19 protein-coding genes are annotated in these 20,808 nt (G+C 68.8%); 10 read left to right on the forward strand and 9 right to left on the reverse strand.

Going from position 1 to position 20,808, the window contains the following annotated elements:
* Positions 1-87: 87 nt before the first annotated feature.
* The 4 genes from FHS07_RS13405 to FHS07_RS13420 all read right to left on the reverse strand — a co-directional run bounded on the left by FHS07_RS13405 (position 88) and on the right by FHS07_RS13420 (position 4,625).
* On the reverse strand, positions 88-468 hold the full coding sequence (locus FHS07_RS13405) for a helix-turn-helix domain-containing protein (RefSeq protein WP_183420408.1): 381 nt from the start codon (positions 466-468) through the stop codon (positions 88-90).
* 119 nt (positions 469-587) lie between these two features.
* The gene (locus FHS07_RS13410; protein WP_183420409.1) at positions 588-1,583 is read right to left on the reverse strand and encodes an antibiotic biosynthesis monooxygenase; all 996 of its coding nucleotides are present in this window, start codon (positions 1,581-1,583) and stop codon (positions 588-590) included.
* Positions 1,584-1,585: 2 nt separating this feature from the next.
* Positions 1,586-2,998, reverse strand: a complete 1,413-nt coding sequence (gene guaD, locus FHS07_RS13415) for a guanine deaminase (RefSeq protein ID WP_221189499.1) — start codon at positions 2,996-2,998, stop codon at positions 1,586-1,588.
* A 166-nt stretch (positions 2,999-3,164) separates the two neighbouring features.
* Positions 3,165-4,625 (reverse strand): family 16 glycosylhydrolase, encoded by a 1,461-nt coding sequence (locus FHS07_RS13420; protein WP_183420410.1) that lies wholly within the window; start codon positions 4,623-4,625, stop codon positions 3,165-3,167.
* 596 nt (positions 4,626-5,221) lie between these two features.
* Between FHS07_RS13420 and FHS07_RS13425 the strand changes: the two genes are divergently transcribed.
* The 3 genes from FHS07_RS13425 (at position 5,222) to FHS07_RS13435 (ending at position 8,016) form a co-directional block, all read left to right on the forward strand.
* Positions 5,222-6,400, forward strand: a complete 1,179-nt coding sequence (locus tag FHS07_RS13425) for a glycosyltransferase family 2 protein (protein WP_343054721.1) — start codon at positions 5,222-5,224, stop codon at positions 6,398-6,400.
* 13 nt (positions 6,401-6,413) lie between these two features.
* Positions 6,414-6,575, forward strand: a complete 162-nt coding sequence (locus FHS07_RS13430; RefSeq protein WP_183420412.1) for a hypothetical protein — start codon at positions 6,414-6,416, stop codon at positions 6,573-6,575.
* A gap of 247 nt (positions 6,576-6,822) precedes the next feature.
* The gene (locus tag FHS07_RS13435) at positions 6,823-8,016 is read left to right on the forward strand and encodes a low temperature requirement protein A (protein WP_183420413.1); all 1,194 of its coding nucleotides are present in this window, start codon (positions 6,823-6,825) and stop codon (positions 8,014-8,016) included.
* 205 nt (positions 8,017-8,221) lie between these two features.
* On the opposite strand, the gene FHS07_RS13440 is transcribed toward FHS07_RS13435, so the two are convergent.
* Entirely contained in the window at positions 8,222-9,163 is a 942-nt protein-coding gene (locus FHS07_RS13440; RefSeq protein WP_183420414.1) for a LysR family transcriptional regulator, read from the reverse strand.
* Between the two features lie 125 nt (positions 9,164-9,288).
* Here FHS07_RS13440 and FHS07_RS13445 point away from each other — a divergent pair, with 125 nt between their 5' ends.
* The 4 genes from FHS07_RS13445 to FHS07_RS13460 all read left to right on the forward strand — a co-directional run bounded on the left by FHS07_RS13445 (position 9,289) and on the right by FHS07_RS13460 (position 12,840).
* The gene (locus tag FHS07_RS13445; RefSeq protein WP_183420415.1) at positions 9,289-10,278 is read left to right on the forward strand and encodes a putative oxygenase MesX; all 990 of its coding nucleotides are present in this window, start codon (positions 9,289-9,291) and stop codon (positions 10,276-10,278) included.
* 20 nt (positions 10,279-10,298) lie between these two features.
* Positions 10,299-11,336 carry a methionine synthase gene (locus FHS07_RS13450; RefSeq protein ID WP_343054722.1) on the forward strand — a complete coding sequence of 346 codons (1,038 nt, stop codon included), beginning with the start codon at positions 10,299-10,301 and terminating at the stop codon, positions 11,334-11,336.
* A 177-nt stretch (positions 11,337-11,513) separates the two neighbouring features.
* On the forward strand, positions 11,514-12,554 hold the full coding sequence (locus FHS07_RS13455) for an aldo/keto reductase (RefSeq protein ID WP_183420417.1): 1,041 nt from the start codon (positions 11,514-11,516) through the stop codon (positions 12,552-12,554).
* Between the two features lie 100 nt (positions 12,555-12,654).
* On the forward strand, positions 12,655-12,840 hold the full coding sequence (locus tag FHS07_RS13460; protein WP_055956458.1) for a hypothetical protein: 186 nt from the start codon (positions 12,655-12,657) through the stop codon (positions 12,838-12,840).
* Positions 12,841-13,054: 214 nt separating this feature from the next.
* On the opposite strand, the gene FHS07_RS13465 is transcribed toward FHS07_RS13460, so the two are convergent.
* Entirely contained in the window at positions 13,055-13,543 is a 489-nt protein-coding gene (locus FHS07_RS13465) for an Lrp/AsnC family transcriptional regulator (RefSeq protein ID WP_183420418.1), read from the reverse strand.
* A gap of 80 nt (positions 13,544-13,623) precedes the next feature.
* On the opposite strand from FHS07_RS13465, the gene FHS07_RS16845 reads away from it, so the two are divergent.
* The 3 genes from FHS07_RS16845 (at position 13,624) to FHS07_RS13480 (ending at position 17,475) form a co-directional block, all read left to right on the forward strand.
* Entirely contained in the window at positions 13,624-14,565 is a 942-nt protein-coding gene (locus tag FHS07_RS16845) for an EamA family transporter (protein ID WP_183420419.1), read from the forward strand.
* 111 nt (positions 14,566-14,676) lie between these two features.
* Positions 14,677-16,266: a molybdopterin-dependent oxidoreductase gene (locus FHS07_RS13475; protein WP_183420420.1), complete on the forward strand. Its 1,590-nt coding sequence runs from the start codon at positions 14,677-14,679 to the stop codon at positions 16,264-16,266.
* A gap of 114 nt (positions 16,267-16,380) precedes the next feature.
* Positions 16,381-17,475, forward strand: coding sequence for an ATP-binding protein (locus tag FHS07_RS13480; RefSeq protein ID WP_343054723.1), 1,095 nt, complete (start codon positions 16,381-16,383; stop codon positions 17,473-17,475).
* A 7-nt stretch (positions 17,476-17,482) separates the two neighbouring features.
* Here the strand turns inward: FHS07_RS13480 and FHS07_RS13485 are convergent, their stop codons facing one another.
* Genes FHS07_RS13485 through FHS07_RS13495 form a run of 3 tightly spaced genes read right to left on the reverse strand, consistent with a single transcriptional unit; the run spans position 17,483 to position 20,776 of the window.
* The gene (locus tag FHS07_RS13485; RefSeq protein WP_183420421.1) at positions 17,483-18,061 is read right to left on the reverse strand and encodes an isochorismatase family protein; all 579 of its coding nucleotides are present in this window, start codon (positions 18,059-18,061) and stop codon (positions 17,483-17,485) included.
* On the reverse strand, positions 18,058-20,340 hold the full coding sequence (locus FHS07_RS13490) for an MMPL family transporter (RefSeq protein ID WP_183420422.1): 2,283 nt from the start codon (positions 20,338-20,340) through the stop codon (positions 18,058-18,060). The genes FHS07_RS13485 and FHS07_RS13490 overlap by 4 nt, the downstream gene beginning before the upstream one ends.
* Before the next feature lie 40 nt (positions 20,341-20,380).
* A complete protein-coding gene (locus FHS07_RS13495; RefSeq protein ID WP_183420423.1) occupies positions 20,381-20,776 on the reverse strand; it encodes a hypothetical protein in 396 nt (131 codons plus the stop codon).
* Positions 20,777-20,808: the final 32 nt, after the last annotated feature.

The raw sequence follows: 20,808 nt of genomic DNA on the forward strand, positions 1-20,808 counted from the left end.
GTCATTCAAGCGCGGCCACCACGGCGTGGCTCTTCGCAAGCATTACTGATCGACGGCGGGCGGTCAACGAAGCCGGTGAAGCCGACCCTACCGACCAGGACGCGGACGCAGCCTGACGCCCTCCGCCTTCAGCACACGATGAACGGCGCCGAAGCTGGAGCCAAGCTCGACTGCAATCGGTTTGATGGCGAAACCCTCTTCATAGAGCTGCACCGCGCGAGCCCGTTGCGTCTTGGTCAGTGGCTGACGACGCATCTGCACGTCACGATCGTGAAGCAGCTCGAGGAGACTCGGCTTCGAGATGCCGAACCGCTTGGACAGGGCCGGCGTGCCAAGACCCCATCGGTACAACTCTACCAACTCTGCAACCTGCTCGTCGCTCAGACGGCGGCGGATCAGCCACGAGCGACCAGTTTCGTCCAGGTCAGTATCGGGATCTGCAGGCACGACCGCGGCGAGTTCAGCCAACTTCTGCAGTTTTTCCAGAGGCGGGAGCAGCCCTCTTGATTTTTTAGAGGCTGGCCCTACCGTGCCCACCACCTCCCCCACTCGAGCACGAGTTCCCGGGATCGGCGCGAGACCAGCCGCTACGCGGCCAGGGACAGCAGCCACGCGTAGAGGGCCATCGAGGCCCCGTAGACGACGATCAGGATGCCGAAACCCAAAGCCTGGGCGCGCCAGCCCGGCTTCGGCTTCAGCCACCACGCGAACATCTTGAACACGCGGGGCATCACGAACCAGCCGAGGAGCTGGGTGCTGACGAAGTTGCCGACGAACAACGACAGCCAGAACGGGATGGCGTGCGGACCGTCGAAGAGGGGCGTGCTGACGAAGTAGCTCCACCCGAACACGATCGGGTACAACGCCGCCAGCACGAGCAGGTTGTTCTTCATCACCGATTCGCGAGCGGTCTCGCCCGCGGGCGTCCAGAAGTCGAAACCGAAGCTCGACGCGGCGACCGACAGGTCGGCGTTGAACCGCTCCCCCTCTTCGAGGAGACGCGTGCGCTCCGGCGAGTCGATCCAGGTCGCGAGATTATCTGCCGTGTCGAACGTGAGGATGACGACCCACTCGTCCTGCACACCGGGAACGGGACGCTGGATCCGGTGACCCCGGAAGCCGCGGAACTGCGCCTCGACATCGGAGATGCGCTTCTGCCACGCCAGATAGTCCGCCTCAAGAGCCGGGGGAACCGTGGACGAGATGAGCACCGAGACCTCGTCGCCGGGCGACGGGTTCTCGCGGAAGAGCGTCACCTCTTCGTCGATGACCTCGACGTCGGCGATCTGTTCGTAGAGTTCCCGCCGTGCGGAGCCGTCGAGCCATGCGCGTGCGGCGGCGGCATCGGTGAAGCGCTGGACGAGTGTCCAGTCGTCCCTCGATTCGCTCGGCGAGATGACGGTGCTGCCGAGATACCCCGGCGTCCCGGTGAGGGCGCGGCCCGATCGCTCCAGCCACCCTTCGAACGCCTCGACGTCGCGGGCGGCGACCTTCCGGTGGGTGACGAGGGTGACCGCCGTGTCGTCGGCGCCCGACACTTCCCCCGACGTCGGCCGTTCGTCCGCGACGGCGAGGCGTTGCACCGTCAGTCCTTCTTATAGAGACGTACGCCGGACACCCAGGTCTCGTCGACGTTGCGGTCGTCGCCGACCATCATCACCGCGAACAGCGCGTGCGCGGCTTCTTCCATCGTCGTCGGGCCCGCTTCGTCGAAGAAGAGGGACTGGTGCCACGGCATCGCCGACGGACCGGCGTTCCAGTCGAGAGCCACGAAGTCCGCGGACTTCCCGACCTCGAAGTTGCCGACCTGGTCGTCGATGTACAGGCCTTCCGCGCCTCCCAGGGTGACCGACCAGAAGGCCCGGTAGGGCGAGAGCTTGCTGCGCTCGGCCGCCGCGAGGTCCTGGGTGATGCGGTTCGTCGTACCGTCCAGCAGCGTGTTGCCCAGCATCCCGACCTTGTACGCCTCGTCGAGGACGTGGATCATGCTGAACCGGTTGCCGCCGCCCATATCGGTGCCGAACGACATCTTGACGCGCTTGTCAGGGTCGGTCGCCTTCGCGAGCCGGAAGATGCCGCTACCGAGGAAGAGGTTCGAGCACGGACAGAACACCACCGCACCACCGCTGTCGGACAGGCGCCCGAACTCATTGTCGGACAGCCAGACCGCGTGCCCGCCGGAGAACTTCGGCCCGACCAGCTCGTATTTCTCATAGACACCGAGATAGTCGGTGCAGTCCGGATGCGCGAGGAGGAGATTGGAGATCTCGAGCGGGTTCTCCGAGATGTGGGTGTTCACCCAGAGGTCGGGATGCTCCTTCTTGAGGCGCTGACAGGCTTTGAGCAATTCATCGCTCGCGCCGAGCGCGAAACGCGGGGTGATGGCGTAACGGTTGCGACCCTTGCCGTGGTATTTGGCGATCATCGCCTTGCTGTCGGCGTAGAACTCCTCGGGCGTGCTCGTCGACCCTTCGGGCGCGAACTGATCGATGCCGGTAACCCCGCTGATCACCAGCATGTCGCGCCGCGCGGCGGCCTCGAAGAACTCCTCGACAGCGACCGTGGAGGTCGTGGTGAACGCCTGCACCGTCGTCGTCCCGGCGGCGAGCATGTTCTCGAGGAAGCGGTCCGAGCCGGCGCGCGCGTAGTCGCGGTCGCTGTAGCGAGCTTCCTCAGGGAAGACGGTGTCGAGCAGCCACGGCAGGAGCTGCTCACCGAAGGCGCCCAGGGCCCGCGTCTGCGGAACATGCACGTGGCCGTCGATGAACCCCGGGGTGATGATGCGCCCGCGGATCTCGGTGATGTCGAGGTCGGGATGCAGGGGGGACACCTCATCGAAAGGGCCGAAGGCGACGATCACACCGTCTTCGATGACGAGGAGACCATCACGGAGGAATCGAGCCGAATCCTCTTCTCTGCCCACGTGCTTCCACGGGTCGTCGATGAAATCGAAGAACGTACCGCGAATTCCAGAAGTGACGATGATCGCGCCTTTCACAGAGGGCTAATGAATGTCCGCGCCGGATTCGCCATGACGTTCGGCAGGTCAATCGGGCACCTTGCGTCATAGTGGCATAAAACCGTTCGCGCCCGGGAAGAAATTCGAGCGAACAATGCGCGACCGGCGCGACTCGCCGCGGAGGCGGGGCCGACAGCGGGGACCCCTAACGAACGACGACCGCCGTCGGCGCCGACGTGCGCTGCGCCGAGGTGAACCCGACCTTACTCCCGGTGACGCTGACGGTGATCCGTTTGCCCAGCTGCGTCGTGGCGACTTTCAACGTCCTACCCGTCGCACCGGCGATGTCGACACCGTTCGCCTTCCACCGGTACGTTAGGGTGACCGGGCTGGGCGTCCACGTGCCCGGCGACGCGGTCAGGGTCGACCCGAGCCTCGCGGTGCCGCTGATGGCGGGAGTGACCGCGCCCAGCGTGCCCGCGGTCACGGGGACCGTCGGCAGCGAAGTCGCGGCATCCGATCCGTCCGGGGCCGAGACCGTGACGGAGACGCGCTTGCCGACTGCCGTGCCCGGAACGGCGAACGAGGCACCCGTGGCGCCGGCGATCGCGGTGCCGTCCGCCCTCCACTGGTACGTCACCGGCACCTCGCGTCCGGACGCCGCCACCAGGGTCGCCCCCGCCGCGGCGGTGCCCGCGATCGTCGGGATCGACGGCGCCGGAGGGTCGGACCGGTACACCGCGACGTGCTCGACCGACATCGTGCCCCCCGAGGTCTTCGGCGCCGACGCACTGTCGCACCCGCAGACGCCGTTGGGCAGCCCGCCGCCGATCGCGAGGTTGAGGATGACGAAGAAGTCGTTCGGGATGGCGGCATCCCATGCACTCTCGCCCACCTCCGCTTCCTCGACGACGTGCGTGCTCACCCCGTCGACGAAGAACTCCACGCGTTCAGCGCCGGGCACCGTGCGATCGATCAGCGTGGAGTAGCTGTGGAACCCGGTCAGGCAGGATGCGCAGTCCTGCAGGCCGCTGGTGATGCCGTAGGGCTCGTCGCAGGCACCCCCGTCAGGAAGGTCGCAGTGCAGCGTCTGAAGGAGCTGCGGTGTGCCGTTCACCGCCTCGAGCATGTCGATCTCGCCCGTACGCGGCCAGTCGATCTGCCCGCTCGCATCGCGGCCGAGAGCCCAGAAGGCCGCCCAGTACCCGGTCGGGTCGGCGATGGCGGGCAGACGAATGGATGCCGTCAGGAGCAGTCGTCCGCCCGGCGGCGCCGAGAACGACTTGTCGGCAGTGATGATTCGGCCCGAGGTCCATGCGCCGGAGGCATCCTCGAGGGCGCGAATGCCGAGCGCGCCAGCCCCGTCGAGGAAGACGTTCGCCGTCGACGCGGTGGTGCGGTCGATGGCGCCCGTCCCCCAGGTGCCCACCTCGTGCTCCCACTGGGGACCGACCGCGGTGCCGGCGGGCCCGTCGAAGTCGTCCCGGAAGAGCGTCGACCACCCCGGGGCATCGGCGGGGGCGGAGGCGACGACCGCCGTCGGAGCGGCATCCGTGGGTCCCTCCGCCGCGACGGCGTTGCCCGGTGCGGCGGCGAGCCCGACGAGGGCGAGGAGGGTCAGCGCGGCGCCCGCCTGACGCGGCACCAGAAGGAAACGACCGAGCATGACGAGTCCTGCCTCTCGAACACCTGACGACGACGGAGACGACCGTCACGCGCGGCCTTCTTGTGAATCGCCCTCCAATGAATCTGAGCAGAAGCTGATTAATGACGCAAGAAAAGGCCCGAACTGCCCTTTCCTCACCTTCTGCCGATCTTGAGGTTCTCTTGCGCCCCCGTCGACGAAATCTCGTATTCATGCGCATAGGTTCAACGCTGTCCGAGATCCACTGCGATCCGACAGACCGCATCAGCGGCAGCGGGGCTGCGAGTTCTCACACCGGCGAGCCCATCTCCGGTGCATTTCTGCATGCACCGACGACGAAAAGGATCCCGGTGACGACCACCACAAGCCGCGCACGCAGCCACGCATCGCCCCTCCCGCGTCGGGCGTCGTGGGAGGCTCCGCCCGAGGTCCTTCCGACACGGAGATCGCGAACCCGGCGTCGCCCTACCTCGCCCTCGGTCAGCGGGCTCGATCGACCGACGGCGCCGACCCCGCGCCGCTCCGACGCGGCTTCCGCGACCATACAGCGGCCCGCCGAGGTCTCGGTCTTCGCGATATCCCCGCCGAGGGAGCGACCCTCCGATGTCTCGGTCTTCGTGACATCCCCGTCGAGGGAGCGACCCGCCGATGTCTCGGTCTTCGCGGCGTCCCCGCTCGGCACGCCTCTTGCGATCGACTCGGAGGCGCCGGCCGCAACTCCGACACGCCGTCGCCGCGCGGGCGCCCGCACCGCGAGCCTTGTCGCCGCTCTTCCCGCCCACAATGAGGAAGCCGGCATCGCCGCAGCGATCCAGGGCCTGCAGAACCAGACGTCCCCGCCGGATCACATCGTCGTGATCGCCGACAACTGCACCGACCGCACGGTCGAGATCGCCCAGGCGCACGGCGCCGAGGTCTTCGTCACGACCGGCAACACCCACAAGAAGGCCGGAGCGCTCAATCAGTTCCTGGCCGAGACGCTCCCCTACCTGCGGGAAGACGACGTGGTGCTCGTGCAGGACGCCGACTCAGCCCTTGACCCGGACTTCCTCGAGATCGCGCGCAAGAACCTCCGCGGGCGCATCGGCGCCGTCGGCGGTGTCTTCCGCGGCAGCGAGGGCGGTGGCTTCGTCGGGCACCTCCAGCGCAACGAGTATGCGCGCTACGCCCGCGATGTGCGGCGCCTGCGCGGCAAGTGCCTCGTGGTCACCGGAACCGCCGCCGTGCTGCAGGTCGGTCTGCTCCGCCGGATCGGAGAGGCGCGCCTCGCCGGCGAGCTCCCCGCGGGCGACGGTCGGGGCGGGGTCTACGACACGTCGGTGCTCACCGAGGACAACGAGCTCACCTTCGCCATCCGCCACCTCGGCTACGACGTGCTCAGCCCCGCCGGGTGCACCCTCGTGACGGAGGTCATGCCGACGTGGCGCGAACTGTGGAACCAGCGTCTGCGGTGGAAGCGCGGAGCGGTCGAGAACTGCGTGCAGTACGGCCTGACGCGGGTCACCGCGCCGTACTGGGGGCGTCAGCTGCTCACCATGATCGGCTGCGTCATCACCTACGTCTACCTGGCCACCATCGTCTATGCGATCGGGTGGGGCAACTTCGCCGTCCAGCCGTTCTGGCTGGGCGTGACGGTCATCTTCATCGTCGAGCGCATCGTCACCGTCCGCGACCGCGGGTGGCGGCACATGGTGCTCGCCGGCCTGATGTACGAACTCGTCATCGATCTCTTCCTGCAAATCGTCCACACCAAGGCATACCTGGACGCGTTGACACGACGTCGACGCGACTGGTGAACGGAGAAACACCATGTACAACAACATCGCATCGTCCACCGGCGCAGGCGTCGGCGCCGGCGCACTGGCCATGACCGGATTCAACTCGGTGTGGCTGGGTCTCGCCGCCTTCGCCCTGATCGCCGCCGGCACCGCCGTCATGCGCATCGTTCCCCGCCGCACGCGCGAGTCCTGAACAAACGACCTCACCCCTAGACGGCCGTCGGCGCTCCCGCGTCGACGGCCGTCGCTCCGTGGACTGCCGACGCCCGGCATCCACCGGCTCTGAGAGACAACACGCGCCCACCCCCGAATTCGACGACGACCATCGTGTCGTTCGAAGCGGGCCTTCGTTCGCAGCCGACTCTCACGATCCGAGACACGGACGAAACAAGGGCCCCCTCGAATGCGGGTCACTCGGGCGGCGGTGCGAGGATGTGGACATGGCATTCGGGATGGCCCGGAACGTGCTGCGCCCCGCGGACTCCGCGCGCGCGGATCGCGTGACGTACGTCGAACTGTTCTTCGACCTGGTCTTCGTCCTCGCGTTGACCCAGCTGTCCGCCTACATTTCCGAGAATCACACGCCACTGGGGGCCTTGGAGGGCGCCGTCATGGTGTGCGCCTTGTGGTGGTCATGGGTGTCGACCACCTGGGTGACGAATTGGCTCGACCCCATGAAGCTGCCCGTCCGCGGGGCGGTGATCGTGCTGGCCTTCGTCGCCCTCGTGATGAGCGTCTCGATCGCCGAGGCCTTCGGCGACCGCGCGTGGGCGTTCGCAATCGCTTACGTCATCCTTCAGGTGGGGCGCACGGGGTTCATCGTCTGGGCGACGATCCGCCACGACCGCGCGGTCGCCCGCGACTTCGCTCTCGTGCTCGGCTGGACGGTCGCCAGCAGCGCCCTGTGGATCGTCGGCGCGCTGCTGCCCCTCACCTGGCAGTTGCCGCTGTGGGCCGCGGCACTCGCTGTCGAACTGGCCGGTACGATTCTGGGGTTTCCTGTCCCGGGCCGAGGCAGAGTGATGCTGCAGTCGTGGGATCTGTCCGGCCCCCACATCGCCGAGCGCACGGCGCTGTTCGTGCTCATCGCCCTGGGCGAGGGGTTGCTCGTCACGGGCTTCGCTTTCGTCGAGAAGGAGTCGTCCACATCATCGATCGCCGCGATGGTGACGGCTTTCATCGCCGCGGCGGCCACCTGGTGGATCTACTTCGACCACGGCGAGCGCGTCGGCGCCGAAGCGATCGAGGCGTCGGATGAGCCGGGCCGGCTCGCTCGCACCGCCTACACCTGGGTGCATCTTCTGATCATCGCGGGCATCGTGCTGATGAGCGTGGGCGACAAACAGATGCTCACGCTTCCCGACCAGCGCGGTCTTTCGACCACGGTCGTGATCGTGGGCGCGCCCGTCCTCTTCCTCAGCGGCACCGTGGCGTTCCGTCGCGTCCTCGAGGGCCGCTGGTCACGACCTCAGCTTCTCGGTCTCCTCGCTCTCGCCGTGCTCGCAGGTGCGGCATCCGTCGTCCCGGTCTTCGATGCGCTCGGCTTGTCGATCGCGTGCGCGATGCTCCTCGTGGGTGTCGCCGCGGGCGAGACCGTCGAGCGCGTCCGTCGCGGCCGTCGCGCCGGCGGATGACCGGTCACGCTGATGATCGATCTCGACCTGAACACCGCTGGGTCTCTGTTGTGCACGCCTGGCACTCTGTCGAGCCGTCTCGTTGCGATATCTTCTCGCGATGCAGGAGGGCGTTCGACCCCGACGACCTAGCCGTGGTTCGTCGCACCGTACGTCATGGTGCGGGACGGGCGCCGTCCTCGACAGCGACGACTCATCCCGCTCCTCAGCCGAGCAGCGCCACCCCGAACCCGGCGACCACCTCGCGCACCTCCCCCAGGTAGCGCTGAGCCTGCTCGGTCAGCGGGATCGCGCTGCGTCCGATCCAGCCGATCTCGATGCGCTCGTCGACCTCCAGCGGCACCGCCACGATCTCGGGATCGAGGTCGTCGCTGATGATTCCCGTCGAGATGGTGTAGCCGTCGAGGCCGATCATGAGGTTGAAGATCGTCGCGCGGTCGGACACCCGGATCTCCCGGGGGCTCGACAGGGTCGAGAGGATCTCCTCGGCGAAATAGAAGGAGTTGTTCGCCCCCTGGTCGAACGTGAGGCGGGGCAGGCCGGCGAGGTCGGCGAGGGTCGCCCGGGGCCGGGATGCCAGGGGGTTCCGCCGCGAGACGAAGATGTGCGGCGCGGCGACGAAGAGCGGGTGAAAGACCAGCCCCGAATCGCGCAGCAGCTTGTCGAGCACGTTGCGGTTGAAGTCGTTGCGGAACAGGATGCCGAGCTCGCTGCGCAGCGTCCGGACGTCTTCGATGATGTCGAACGTTCGTGTCTCACGGAGCGAGAACTCGTACTCGGCGGCATCCGTCGCCTTGACCATGCGGACGAACGCGTCGACGACGAAGGAGTAGTGCTGGGCCGAGACGCCGAGCAGTCGCCGCGACGGCGGGCGTCCGAGGTACCGCTGTTCGAGCAACGCCGCCTGCTCCACCACCTGCCGTGCGTAGCCGAGGAACTCGACGCCGTCGACAGTGAGCGTCACCCCGCGGGCGGAGCGGGTGAGCAGATCGCGCCCCACCCGCGTCTCGAGGTCGCGCATCGCCGCCGACATCGTCGGCTGGGCCACGAACAGCAGATCGGCTGCGGCACTGATCGATCCCTCCGCGGCCACCTCGATGAAGTACTGGAGCTGCTGCAGCGTGATGCCGCTCGTCCGCTTGGGCATAGGTAGAGGCTATAGCAGGGCATAGCGTCGCGGAATTACCCGATGCCTCCTCTTCCGCTGGACGATGAGGGAACCGACTTCCTCGAGACCCGCCCGGTCTCCCCGCCTCCCCGATTGGCATCCCCATGTCGAACGACATCACGTTCCGCATCACCACCACCCGTTTCGACGAGGACTACGCACCCGCCGAGGGATCGCGCGTCACGACGAACTTCGCCAACCTCGCCCGTGGGGAGGGGCGTCAGCAGAACCTGCGCACCGCCCTGTCGATGATCGACCGTCGCCTGAACGACCTCGCGTCCGACGACCCGGACGGCCAGCGGTATCGCGTCGAACTCGACATCGTGTCGGTGCAGCTGCAGTTCGCCGACGGTGCCGACGAGGAGTTCCCGGTCATCGAGGTGCTCGACGTGCACATCCTCGACACGCACACCGGCGAGCGCCACCAGGGCATCGTGGGCAACAATTTCTCGTCGTACCTGCGCGACTACGACTTCAGCATCGTGCTGCCCGCAGCCCAAGCCGCCGCGGGTGGCTTCTCCGTGCCCGACGACTTCGGCGACCTGCACGGCAAGCTGTTCTCGCACTTCCTCGATTCCGCCGCCTACCGCGAGCGCTTCCCGCTCCCGCCCGTCATCTGCATCAGCGTCTCGACGAGCCGCACCTACCACCGCACCGGCGTCGTGCACCCCGTACTGGGCGTGGAGTACGCGCAGGACACCACCTCGTCGCTCACCGACGAGTACTTCGGCAAGATGGGGCTCCAGGTGCGCTACTTCATGCCGCGCGGCAGCGTCGCGCCCCTGGCGTTCTACTTCCGGGGCGATCTGCTCGCCGACTACACCGATCTGCAACTGATCGGCACGATCAGCACCATGGAGACCTTCCAGAAGATCTACCGCCCCGAGATCTACAACGCTCGCGTCCCCGCGCACGAGGTCTACCGCCCGAGCCTCGAGGCTGCGGATTTCGAGCCGACCGAGGTCACGTACGACCGCGTCGAGCGCAGCCAGCTCGCCGTCATCCAGGGCCGTTACGCCGAGGAGCACTTCGTGGAGCCGCACCGCGCGATCCTCGACCAGTGGGCCGCCGACTACGCACTGGCCGCACGATGACCCGCGAAGGATCGACCGCGGTGTCCCCGCTCCTGCCCACCTCGACCGTCGGAAGCCTCCCCAAGCCCGCGTGGCTGGCCAGACCCGAGGTGCTGTGGTCGCCCTGGGAGCTCGAGGGCGATGTGCTCGTCGAGGGCAAGCACGACGCCCTGCGTTCCGCGGTGCAGGAGCAGGAGCGTCGCGGCCTCGACATCATCAGCGACGGAGAGCAGACCCGTCAGCACTTCGTCACGACCTTCATCGAGCACCTCGAGGGTGTCGACTTCGAACACCGCGAGACGGTGCGCATCCGTGACCGTTACGACGCGAGCGTGCCGACCGTCGTCGGAGCCGTCAGTCGTCGCGCCCCCGTCTTCGTCGAGGACGCCGCTTTCCTGCGCGCGCAGACCGATCGACCCATCAAATGGGCGCTGCCGGGCCCCATGACGATGATCGACACGCTCGCCGACCGCCACTACCGCAGCCGCGAGAAGCTGGCGTGGGAGTTCGCCACCATCCTCAACCAGGAGGCGCGCGAACTCGAAGCCGCCGGGGTCGACATCATCCAGTTCGACGAGCCCGCCTTCAACGTCTTCTTCGACGAGATGAAGGACTGGGGCATCGCCGCCCTCGAGCGAGCGGTGGAGGGCCTGAACGCCCAGACGGCCGTGCACATCTGCTACGGCTACGGCATCAAGGCGAACACCGATTGGAAGGCCACGCTCGGGTCGGAGTGGCGACAGTACGAGGAGTCATTCCCGCTGCTGCAGCAATCCACCCTCGACATCGTCTCGCTCGAGAGCCACCGTTCGAACGTGCCGATCGACCTGATCGAACTCATCCGCGGCAAGAAGATCATGCTCGGTGCCCTCGATGTCGCCAGCGAGCGCATCGAGACGCCGGAGGAGGTCGCCGAGACCCTGCGCCGCGCGTTGCGGTTCGTCGACGCCGACAAGCTGATCCCCAGCTCCAACTGCGGCATGGCGCCGTTGCCGCGCCAGGTCGCGTTCGACAAGATCAGCGCGCTCTCCGCGGGAGCGCAACTGCTGCACGAGGAGCTCGCCGGCGCGGCGTCCTGAGCGACGCCTCGATCGGAGCAGGCGAGGGATGGCGCGGCATCCGGGCCGGTGCCGGGCTTCCTGTTCGCGGTCGACACGATGCCGTACCGACCTGGTCCGCCGCGTTCGAGGGAGAGCGCGGACCGGGACGGGCATGGCAGAGTCGAGGCATCCCGCTTACGCCCTCCGAGGAGCACCATGCCCATCGACGCCGATGACCCCCGCTTGACCTCTCCGTTCGAGGCCGCCGCCACGCGCTACGACGACGTGCCGTTCCTGCGCGCAGGCTCCAGCGGCATCCCGCTCCCCCGCATCTCACTCGGGCTGTGGCAGAACTTCGGCAGCGCACGTCCGCTGGATACGCAGCGCGAGATCCTGCGGCACGCGTTCGACCGCGGCATCGTGCACATCGACCTCGCCAACAACTACGGTCCCCCGTACGGGGCGGCGGAGTCGACCTTCGGAACCGTGCTCGACAGCGACCTGCGCCGCTACCGCGACGAATTGTTCCTCTCGACCAAGGCCGGGTACGACATGTGGCCGGGTCCCTACGGCGACGGTGGATCGCGCAAGTACCTGATGCGCTCGCTCGAGCAGAGCCTGGGGCGCATGCGCACCGACCACGTCGACGTGTTCTACTCGCACCGCGTCGACCCCGACACCCCGATCGAAGAGACCGTGCACGCCCTCGCCGACATCGTGCGCAGCGGTAAGGCGCTGTACGCCGGCATCTCGAACTACCCCGCCGACCTCACTCGTCGGGCGTGGGAGCTGCTGGCCGCTGAGGGCGTGCGTCTATTCATCCATCAGCCGCGGTACTCGCTGTTTGATCGCACACCGGAAGCCGAGCTGTTCCCGACGCTGCGCGAGCTCGCCGTCGGCAGCGCCGTGTTCTCCCCTCTCGCGCAGGGGCTCCTCACCGCGAAGTACCTCGACGGGACCGTGCCCGCCGATTCCCGCGCCGCCGACAGCCGGTTCCTCGACGCCTCGGCGCTCACCGACGACTACCTCGAACGCATCCGCGGCATCGAGGGCGTCGCCCGTGAGGCGGGGCTCTCGATCCCCCAGCTGGCCGTCGCGTGGGTGCTGCGCGACCCGGTCGTCACCACGGCGATCATCGGCGCCTCGCGCACGAGCCAGATCGACGACGCGGTCTCGGCCAGCTCCACGCCCCTGCCCGACGACGTCGTCGCCGCCCTCGAGCCGTTCGCGGCCGGGGTGGGCGAGCGCATCGCCTGAGCCGGCGTCACAGCACACCCAGGGGCGAGGCGCAAGCGTGCCGGCATCCGTCGTCCGATCCTGTCTGCTGGAGTCTCCAGACGCGACAGAAGGAGGCGCCATGGGTGTCGGACGATGGATCGGAACCGGGGCGGTAGGACTGGCCGGGGCGGTGCTGGCACGCACGGCGATCGGGCGTGCGGTCGCCGCGGGCACCGTCGCGTATCGGGTGTGGAACGACCCGAAGGTGCAGAAAGTGCGGCGCCGGGTGGTGACCAAGCTCGCCAAGCAGCGCCGCGCGCGCTGACCGGGGCGGCTCCCCTCGCGTCCAACCCGGTCGCCTCGTCCGAGGTCACCGGAACGCGAGGGGAGCCACGGATGCCGAGGTCGTGAGGGACACGGATCGTCGCGGGGCTGCGGTCGGCGTAGGCGGCGTGCTTGCCATCGGCCTGATGGCCGACGAGATTCGCTCGATCGCGGCGGTCCGACGAGAACCCGCGCACCGGCCGTCGGCTAGCGCGTCAGGGCGCGCGATACGACACGTCGCGGTGGACGGGCAGCGGCGACAGGGGTTTGGTGACCCCGAAGGCGAAGGTCGTGTCGATCGACGACAGTGCGGGAATGGCCCGGAGGTGCTCGCGCAGCAGGCGCTCGTACTCGTCGAAACTGGGGGTCACGACGCGGACGAGGTAGTCCCAGTCGCCGGCGAGCAGATGTGCCTCGACGATCCACGGAATGGCGCGCAGCCGCTCCTCCACCGCATCGACGGTCGAGCCCTCGTGCGAGGCCAGACGCAGCCGCACGAAGGCCGTGATCTCGAGGTCGACGGCCTTCGGCGAGACCACCGCGCGGTATCCGGAGATCACGCCCGCGTCTTCGAGACGTCGGACGCGCCGCAGGCACGGCGAGGGCGACAGCCCGACGCGATCGGCCAACTCCTGGTTCGTGAGACGTCCGTCGCGCTGCAACTCAGTGAGAATGAGTCGATCGATCGCGTCTAAACCGTCCATGGAGCAGATTCTGCCAATCTGAGCGGCCGTGAAGCAATATCCGCAATCGCGTGCCTCATCGCCTTTCCTACGCTCGCAGGGTGACGACGTTCGCCCTCCCGCGCCCCTCCGTGTCGTCGCACCGGACGATCGTCGGGGCCGTCGCCCTCGCCGCCGTCGTCTGCCTGTGGTCGTCGTTCGCGCTGTCGACCCGCGCGCTCGAGACGACCGGGATGAGCGTGGGGGATGCCGCCATCGTGCGCTTCGGCGTACCCGCGATCGCGCTCGCTCCCTGGGTGCCGCGCACGCTGCGACGCCTGCGCGGGGAGCGTGCGAGCGTGATCGCGCTCGTGCTGCTCGCGGGACTGCCCCATTTCCTCCTCTTCGCGTGGGGGGCGCACCTGACCTCCGCGGCGCTGACCGGGTTGCTCGTACCCGGTACCGTGCCGTTGTTCGTCGCGGTGCTGCTCTTCCTCGGCTTCCGCGCTCCGATCTCCCGCCGCCGCCTGATCGCCCTCGGAGCCATCGTCGCCGGCGTCGCCGCGAGCGCCACCCTCACCGGCGGCCCCGCCGGTCCGGACGGGATCGCCGTGCTGATGGCGGCGGGACTCGTCTGGGCGGCGTACACCATCGGGCTCTCGCGCACGCGAGTCGATCCGCTCGGAGTCATCGCCCTCGTCTCGCTCACCTCGCTCGTCGTGGCGCTCGTGCTCGCGGCGGCGGGAGCCCTGCCGTCCCAGCTGTTCAGCGGCACCGTCGACCTGCCCGCCTGGGGGACGTACGCCCTGGTGCAGGGCGTGGGCACCGGGCTGCTGTCGACCGCATGCTACGTCGTGGCGGTGAAGAATCTGGGGAGCAGCATCACCGCCGCAGCCGGCGCCCTCAGTCCCGTCCTCACCGCGGTGGTCGCCGTCCCCCTCCTCGACGAGCCGCTCACCGCCGGACTCGCCGTCGCGCTCGTGCTGATCGTGTCGGGGGTCGTGGCCTTCGCGCTCGCCCCGGGCCGCGCGGCGCGGACCCCTCCCGCCGACCCACGGCGCTGACCTCTCTCCGGGCCGACCGCGGCGTGCGGGCTCGGCATCCGATCGCCCCTCCGCTCCGAAGAAGAAGCGAGGCGGGGTCGCGCGTGCGTGACACCCGGAAACGAGGATGCAATGACCATCGACACCGCGACCCACACCGACGACACGACCAGAGTCCGCCGCCCGCACGGCTGGATCTGGGCGGCCTTCGCCGGCATCGCGTCGGCCGCCGTCCTCCTCGCCGTCGCAGAGCTGTTCGCCGCCCTCGTCGCACGCTCGGCCAGCCCGGTGCTGGCGGTCGGTTCGTTCATCGTCGACATCGTGCCGCGCCCGCTGAAGGAGCTCGCGATCACGCTGTTCGGCGAGACCGACAAGATCGCCCTGCTGGCGGGCGTCGGTGTCGGCGCAGCCGTGGCCGCGGCCGTGGCCGGAATCGCGCAGTACCGGTTCCGCCCGGTCGGTGCGGTGCTGATCGGCATCGGCGGAGCGCTCGCCACCGCCGCCATCATCACCCGCGCCGGCGCCGGGGCCCTCGCGTGGCTGCCTCCGGTGCTCGGCACGATCGCCGGGATCTTCGTCCTCGTCTTCGCCGTCTCGCGTCTCCAGCGGTGGGTCGCCGCGGCGCGCGAGCACGACGCACAGGTCGCCGGCGCCAATCGCCGTCAGTTCCTGCTCTTCACCGGCATCACGACCGTGGGCGCCGTCCTCGTCGGCGTCGGTTCACGCATCCTCAACGCCACCACCGCGTCGGTCGCGGCGGCGCGCGACGCGTTGCGACTCCCCTCGGCGCGCACCACCGTCACGGTGCCCGACGGGGCGAACTGGGAGATCGACGGCCTCACGCCGATCATCACCCCCAACGACGACTTCTACCGCGTCGACACCGCGCTGACCGTGCCCAACGTCGACCCGACCACTTGGCGCCTCTCGATCGAGGGCATGGTCGACACCCCGATCGAGCTGAGCTTCGACGACCTCGTCGGCATGGGTCTCGACGAGTACGGCGTGACCCTCACCTGCGTGTCGAACGAGGTCGGTGGAGGCCTCGTCGGCAACGCCATCTGGACGGGCGTCCCCATCCGCGATGTGCTGCGCATGGCGGGTGTGCAGGCCGACGCCGACATGGTGCTGTCGGAGAGCGTCGACGGGTACACGGCATCCACTCCCCTGTCGTCGCTGACCGACGACAACCTCGACGCCATCTTCGCGGTCGCGATGAACGGCGAACCGCTCCCCTTCGACCACGGGTTCCCCGTGCGCATGGTCGTTCCGGGCCTCTACGGCTACGTGTCGGCGACGAAGTGGGTCACCAAGCTCACCGTGACGCGCTTCGATCGCGACGAGGCGTACTGGACCCCGCGCGGGTACTCCGCCGAGGCGCCCATCAAGATGTCCTCGCGCGTGGACACCCCCAAGATCGGCGCACCCATCGCCGCCGGCGCGATCGTCATCGCCGGCATGGCCTGGGCGCAGCCCGTGGGCGTGGAGAAGGTCGAAGTCAGCATCGATGACGGCGACTGGCAGGAGACGCAGCTGTCCACCCCCATCAACGATCAGTCATGGGTGCAGTGGAAGCTGGACTGGAACGCCGATCCCGGCTCGCACTACATCGCGGTGCGCGCGACCGACAAGCAGGGCAACCTGCAGGTCCAGGATCAGGCCCCCATCGCCCCCGACGGATCGAGCGGCTGGCAGCGAACGCTGGTCACCGTCTCGTCGTAACGGAGCACACGCGCACCGGGCTCACGGTGTCAATCGCTGTCGGAGGCGGGACCGGCTCGGGCATGATCGCTGTATGCCTCCTGTTCGCACCCTCCTGTCCGGTGGTGTGCGCGCGTGAGCGCCGTTCCCGGCGGAGAGCCCGGTTCGCCCGTCCCCGCCCCGCGCGCGCTGACCAGCATCCGTCGCTCGGTTCCGCGCGACTGGGATGAACAGGTCGACCTGTTCGCCATCGTCAAGCTCGACAGCGGCGGATTCGTGCGCGGATGGAACCTGGGCGCAGAGCGCATCAAGGGCTACACCGAAGACCAGATCATCGGATGCCATTTCTCGCAGTTCTACCGCGAGGACGCACGTCGCCGCGGGGTGCCCGATCAGCTGCTCGCCGCCGCTCAGCGCGACGGACACGTCGAGGACACGGGCTGGCGGGTACGCAACGACGGCAGCGAGCTCTGGGCGCGCGTGACCATCTCGGCGATCCGCAACGACCAGGGCCAAGTGCTGGGGTTCGTGAAGATCGTGCGCGACCTCACGAGCGAGAAACGGGCGTCCGACGAGCGCGCCGCCGCCCGACGCGCCGTCGCCGAGGATCTGCTGGCCCCCGCGACGGCGCTGCGCGACCACCTCGCGCTGCTCAGCGAAGAACTCGGCCACGACCACCGCCTGCTGCGGCTCGCGGCGGAGGCAGGCGATCGCATCCTCGCGGTGGCGGACACGCTCGGGGGCGTCGCCGACGCCCACGCACGGCGGGGCCGGCGGAGCGAGACCTTCGCCGTGGTCGCGCGCGACGCGGCCTCACTCGTGCTTCCCGGTGACACCCACGGCCGCGTCGTGTTCGGACAGATGGATGCCGTGCCGGTCTGCGCCGACGTGCGAGGACTGCGCCACGCGGTCGCGCACGTGCTCGAGAACGCCGCAAAATACTCCGACGACGTCATCGACGTCGACGCCTACGAGACCGACGAGGGCGCCGCCGTCCGCGTGCACGATCGAGGTCGCGGCATCCCTGCCGACGATCTGGCCGCCATCCTTCACGGTGGCCACCGCGGACGATTCGACGATACGGAAGACGGCGGTCAGGGACGTGGTCTGACGAACGCGCAGCGCATCGTCGGCGAGCACGGCGGCATCCTGCGCATCACCAGCGTTCCGGGCGAGGGGACGACCGTGACGATCACGATCCCCCGCACCGACGACTCGTTGTCGTGCTGACCGGGGTTCAGCCCTCGGATACAGCCAGTTCTGCTCCCGCGGCGGCGATCTCGACCAGGGCGGCGTCGCTGGAAACGGGATGGACGCCCGCGACGAGATCGGTGAGCACGCGCACACGGCGTCCGGCCGCTAGCGCGTCGAGAGCGGACGCGCGCACGCAGTAGTCGGTGGCGATGCCGACGACGTCGATGTCGCGGATGCCATGGGCGTCGAGGATCGCCGCCGCGGTCTCGCCGTCGTCCGATACGCCCTCGAAGAGCGAGTAGGCGGGCTTTCCCTGCCCCTTCTTGAGGTGGTGGGTGACCCGCGTGGTGTCGAACACGTCGTCGTAGGCGGCGCCGTACGTGCCGCCGACGCAGTGCACCGGCCACGTGTCGACGAAGTCGGGCTCGGCCGAGAAGTGGCCGCCGTTGTCGTCGTCGCCGTTGTGCCAGTCGCGCGAGGCGACGATGAGCGCGTACTCGCCGGCGTGGGCATCGAGGTAGCGCGAGACGCGCTCGGCGACCGCGTCTCCGCCCTCGACCCCGAGGGCACCGCGTTCGGTGAAGTCGTTCTGCACGTCGACGATGAACAGGGCGCGGGTCATGCGTCGAGCCTACGCGCGCGTCGTCCGTCCACGCCCCGCCCGTCGCGGCCGGCCGCGTCGGCATCCCTCCGGCCCAGCTTCGACGGCCACCAGATCCGGTGGCCGAGGTCGTAGGCCAGCGCCGGCACGAGCAGGGAGCGCACGACGAAGGTGTCGAGCAGCACGCCGAAGGCCACGATGAACGCGATCTGCGCGAGGAACAGGATCGGGATGACGCCGAGGGCGGCGAACGTCGCGGCCAGCACGAGTCCCGCCGAGGTGATGACACCGCCGGTGGCGACGAGACCCCGCAGGATGCCGGGTCGCGTACCGTGCGCGAGAGACTCCTCCCTCACGCGCGACATGAGGAAGATGTTGTAGTCGACCCCCAGCGCGACCAGGAAGACGAATCCGTACAACGGCACCGAGGGGTCGGCGCCGGGGAAGCCGAAGACGCCGTCGAACACCAGCGCGCTCACCCCGAGCGCCGCGCCGAACGACACGATCACCGTGCCGATGAGGATGAGTGGCGCAACGACCGACCGCAACAACGCCATCAGGATGAGCAGGATGACGACCAGCACGATCGGGATGATGAGCGTGCGGTCGCGGATCGAGGTGTCGACCGAGTCGATGTCGGTCGCGGTGACGCCGCCGACGATGGCGGTGTCCTCGCCGAGCTCGGCGGTCAGGCTCGCGCGCAGATCGCGCACCGTGTCGGCGGCTGCCGCCGAGTCGGCGGTGTCGGCCAGGGTCGCCGCCAAGAGCACCTCCCCGTCGGAGACGGTCGGGGCGGGGGCGGCGGTTCCGGGCGGACCGAACGCGGTGGTCTGCAGAGTGCCGTCAGCGGCCGTGACGGGCGCCTGGCCGCCGGGCGCATCGGACGAGAGGACTCCGACGCTGTCGATTCCCGCGGTCCGCTCGATCACTGCGACCGCCTCGGCGGCGCGGTCCTCCGGCACGAGCACGTAGGCCGGGCTGCCGGAACCGCCCGGGAAGTGCTCGGCGAGCGCGGTCTGGCCATCGCGCGCCTCCGAGGCGCCGAGCACCAGATCGCTGGCGGGCACGCCGTCGGCGCGCAGTTGCGTGACGCCGACGCACGCGGCCAGCAGCACGAGCGTGCACACGATCCACACCGGACGCGCGCGACGGGCGACGAAGCGCGCCTGGCGCGGCCAGAGGCCCTTCGCGGGCGCGGTGAGATCGGCCGGCAGCGAGGCGGCTCCGGGCTTCGGCGCGAAAGGCCAGAAGGCGGCACGACCGAAGAGGGCGAGCAGAGCGGGTAGGAAGGTGAGGGCCGAGAGCACCGCGAAAGCGATGCCGATCGAGGCGATCGGGCCGAGCGCGCGGTTGGTCGCGAGATCCGACAGCAGAAGGCAGAGCAGTCCCGCGATGACCGTTCCCCCCGAGGCCAGGATGGGCTCCACCGCTCCCTTCCACGCTCGGACCGTGGCATCCCACCGACGCTCGCCCGACCCGATCGCCTCGCGGAACCGCGCGACATAGAGCAGGGCGTAGTCGGTGGCGGCGCCGATCACGAGGATGAACAGGATGCCCTGCACCTGCCCGTTCAGCACGACGATGCCGGCGAAGGCGAGCCACCACACCGTCAACAGAGCGACGCACAACGCGAACACCGACGTCAACAGCACGAGGATCGGCAGCAGGGGGGAGCGGTACACGATGACGAGGATGACGAACACCGACGCCAGCGCCACGATCAACAGAAGACCGTCGATGCCGAGGAAGCCCTTCACGAGGTCGGCGGTGAACCCCGCGGGGCCGGTGACCCAGGCATCGACGCCGGCGGGAACGTCACCGGCGACCACATCTCGCACCTGCTCGACCGCCTCGCGGACTTCCCCGGAGCTGTCGATGGGGACGAAGATCTGCACAGCCTTCCCGTCGTCGGACACGACCGGGGGTGAGGCGTCTCCGGCCACCCCGTCGATGCCGGCGATATCGGTGGCCAGCGTCTGCAGGGCGGCGACCTGGGAGTCGCTGAGGGCGCTGCCATCTGCGGTGGCGGCCACGACGATGGCGGGAATGGTGTCGCCGCCGGTGAAGTCCGTCAGCCGTTCGCTCACCCGTGTGGCGTCGGCCGACTGTGGCAGGAACGACGACTGATCGTTGGTGGCGACCTCGTCGACCTTTCCGAAGAACGGACCGCCGATCGACCCTCCCACCACCCACAGCAGCACGAGCAGGCTCGGGATGCCGATCCGCAGCCAGCGCGAGACGCGGGGAGCGTCGTCGGAGCGCCGGGAACGGCGAAGGGTGGGGCGGAGCGAATCGGACATATCGCTAGCTTATCTAGCGAGATGCACCTCGCGTCAATGGTTACCCGCGAACGAACAGCATCACGATCGATGCGACGAAAGCCACGAGTCCCAGCGCCAGGACACCCGCAGCCAGGAGAGACACGAACCGCACGAGCGGCGACGAGCGCGTCAGACGCATCCGGTGCTCGCTCCCTCGCCGGTAGAAGATGTCGATCATGTCGGCGGAACCGATCTTGGCATCGTCGTGCGCCGACAATGCCGCCTCGTTCACGCCCCCGTCGTGATCGAACCACCGCACGACCCGCCCCTCACCGACAGGCTCCACCACGGCTCGGGCGGGCAGCCATGTGCCGTCGGCGAGCAGGAGGAACACCGCGACGAGGGCGAGCAGCAACCCCGCGCCCAGGCCCACCCACGTGAAGATCTCGATGACGGCGTCGATCGCATTCGACACGGGAACTCCAGCGGGTAGCGGACGGGCACGAC

The organism is Microbacterium proteolyticum (assembly GCF_014192415.1).
GTDB classification, from domain to species: domain Bacteria; phylum Actinomycetota; class Actinomycetes; order Actinomycetales; family Microbacteriaceae; genus Microbacterium; species Microbacterium proteolyticum.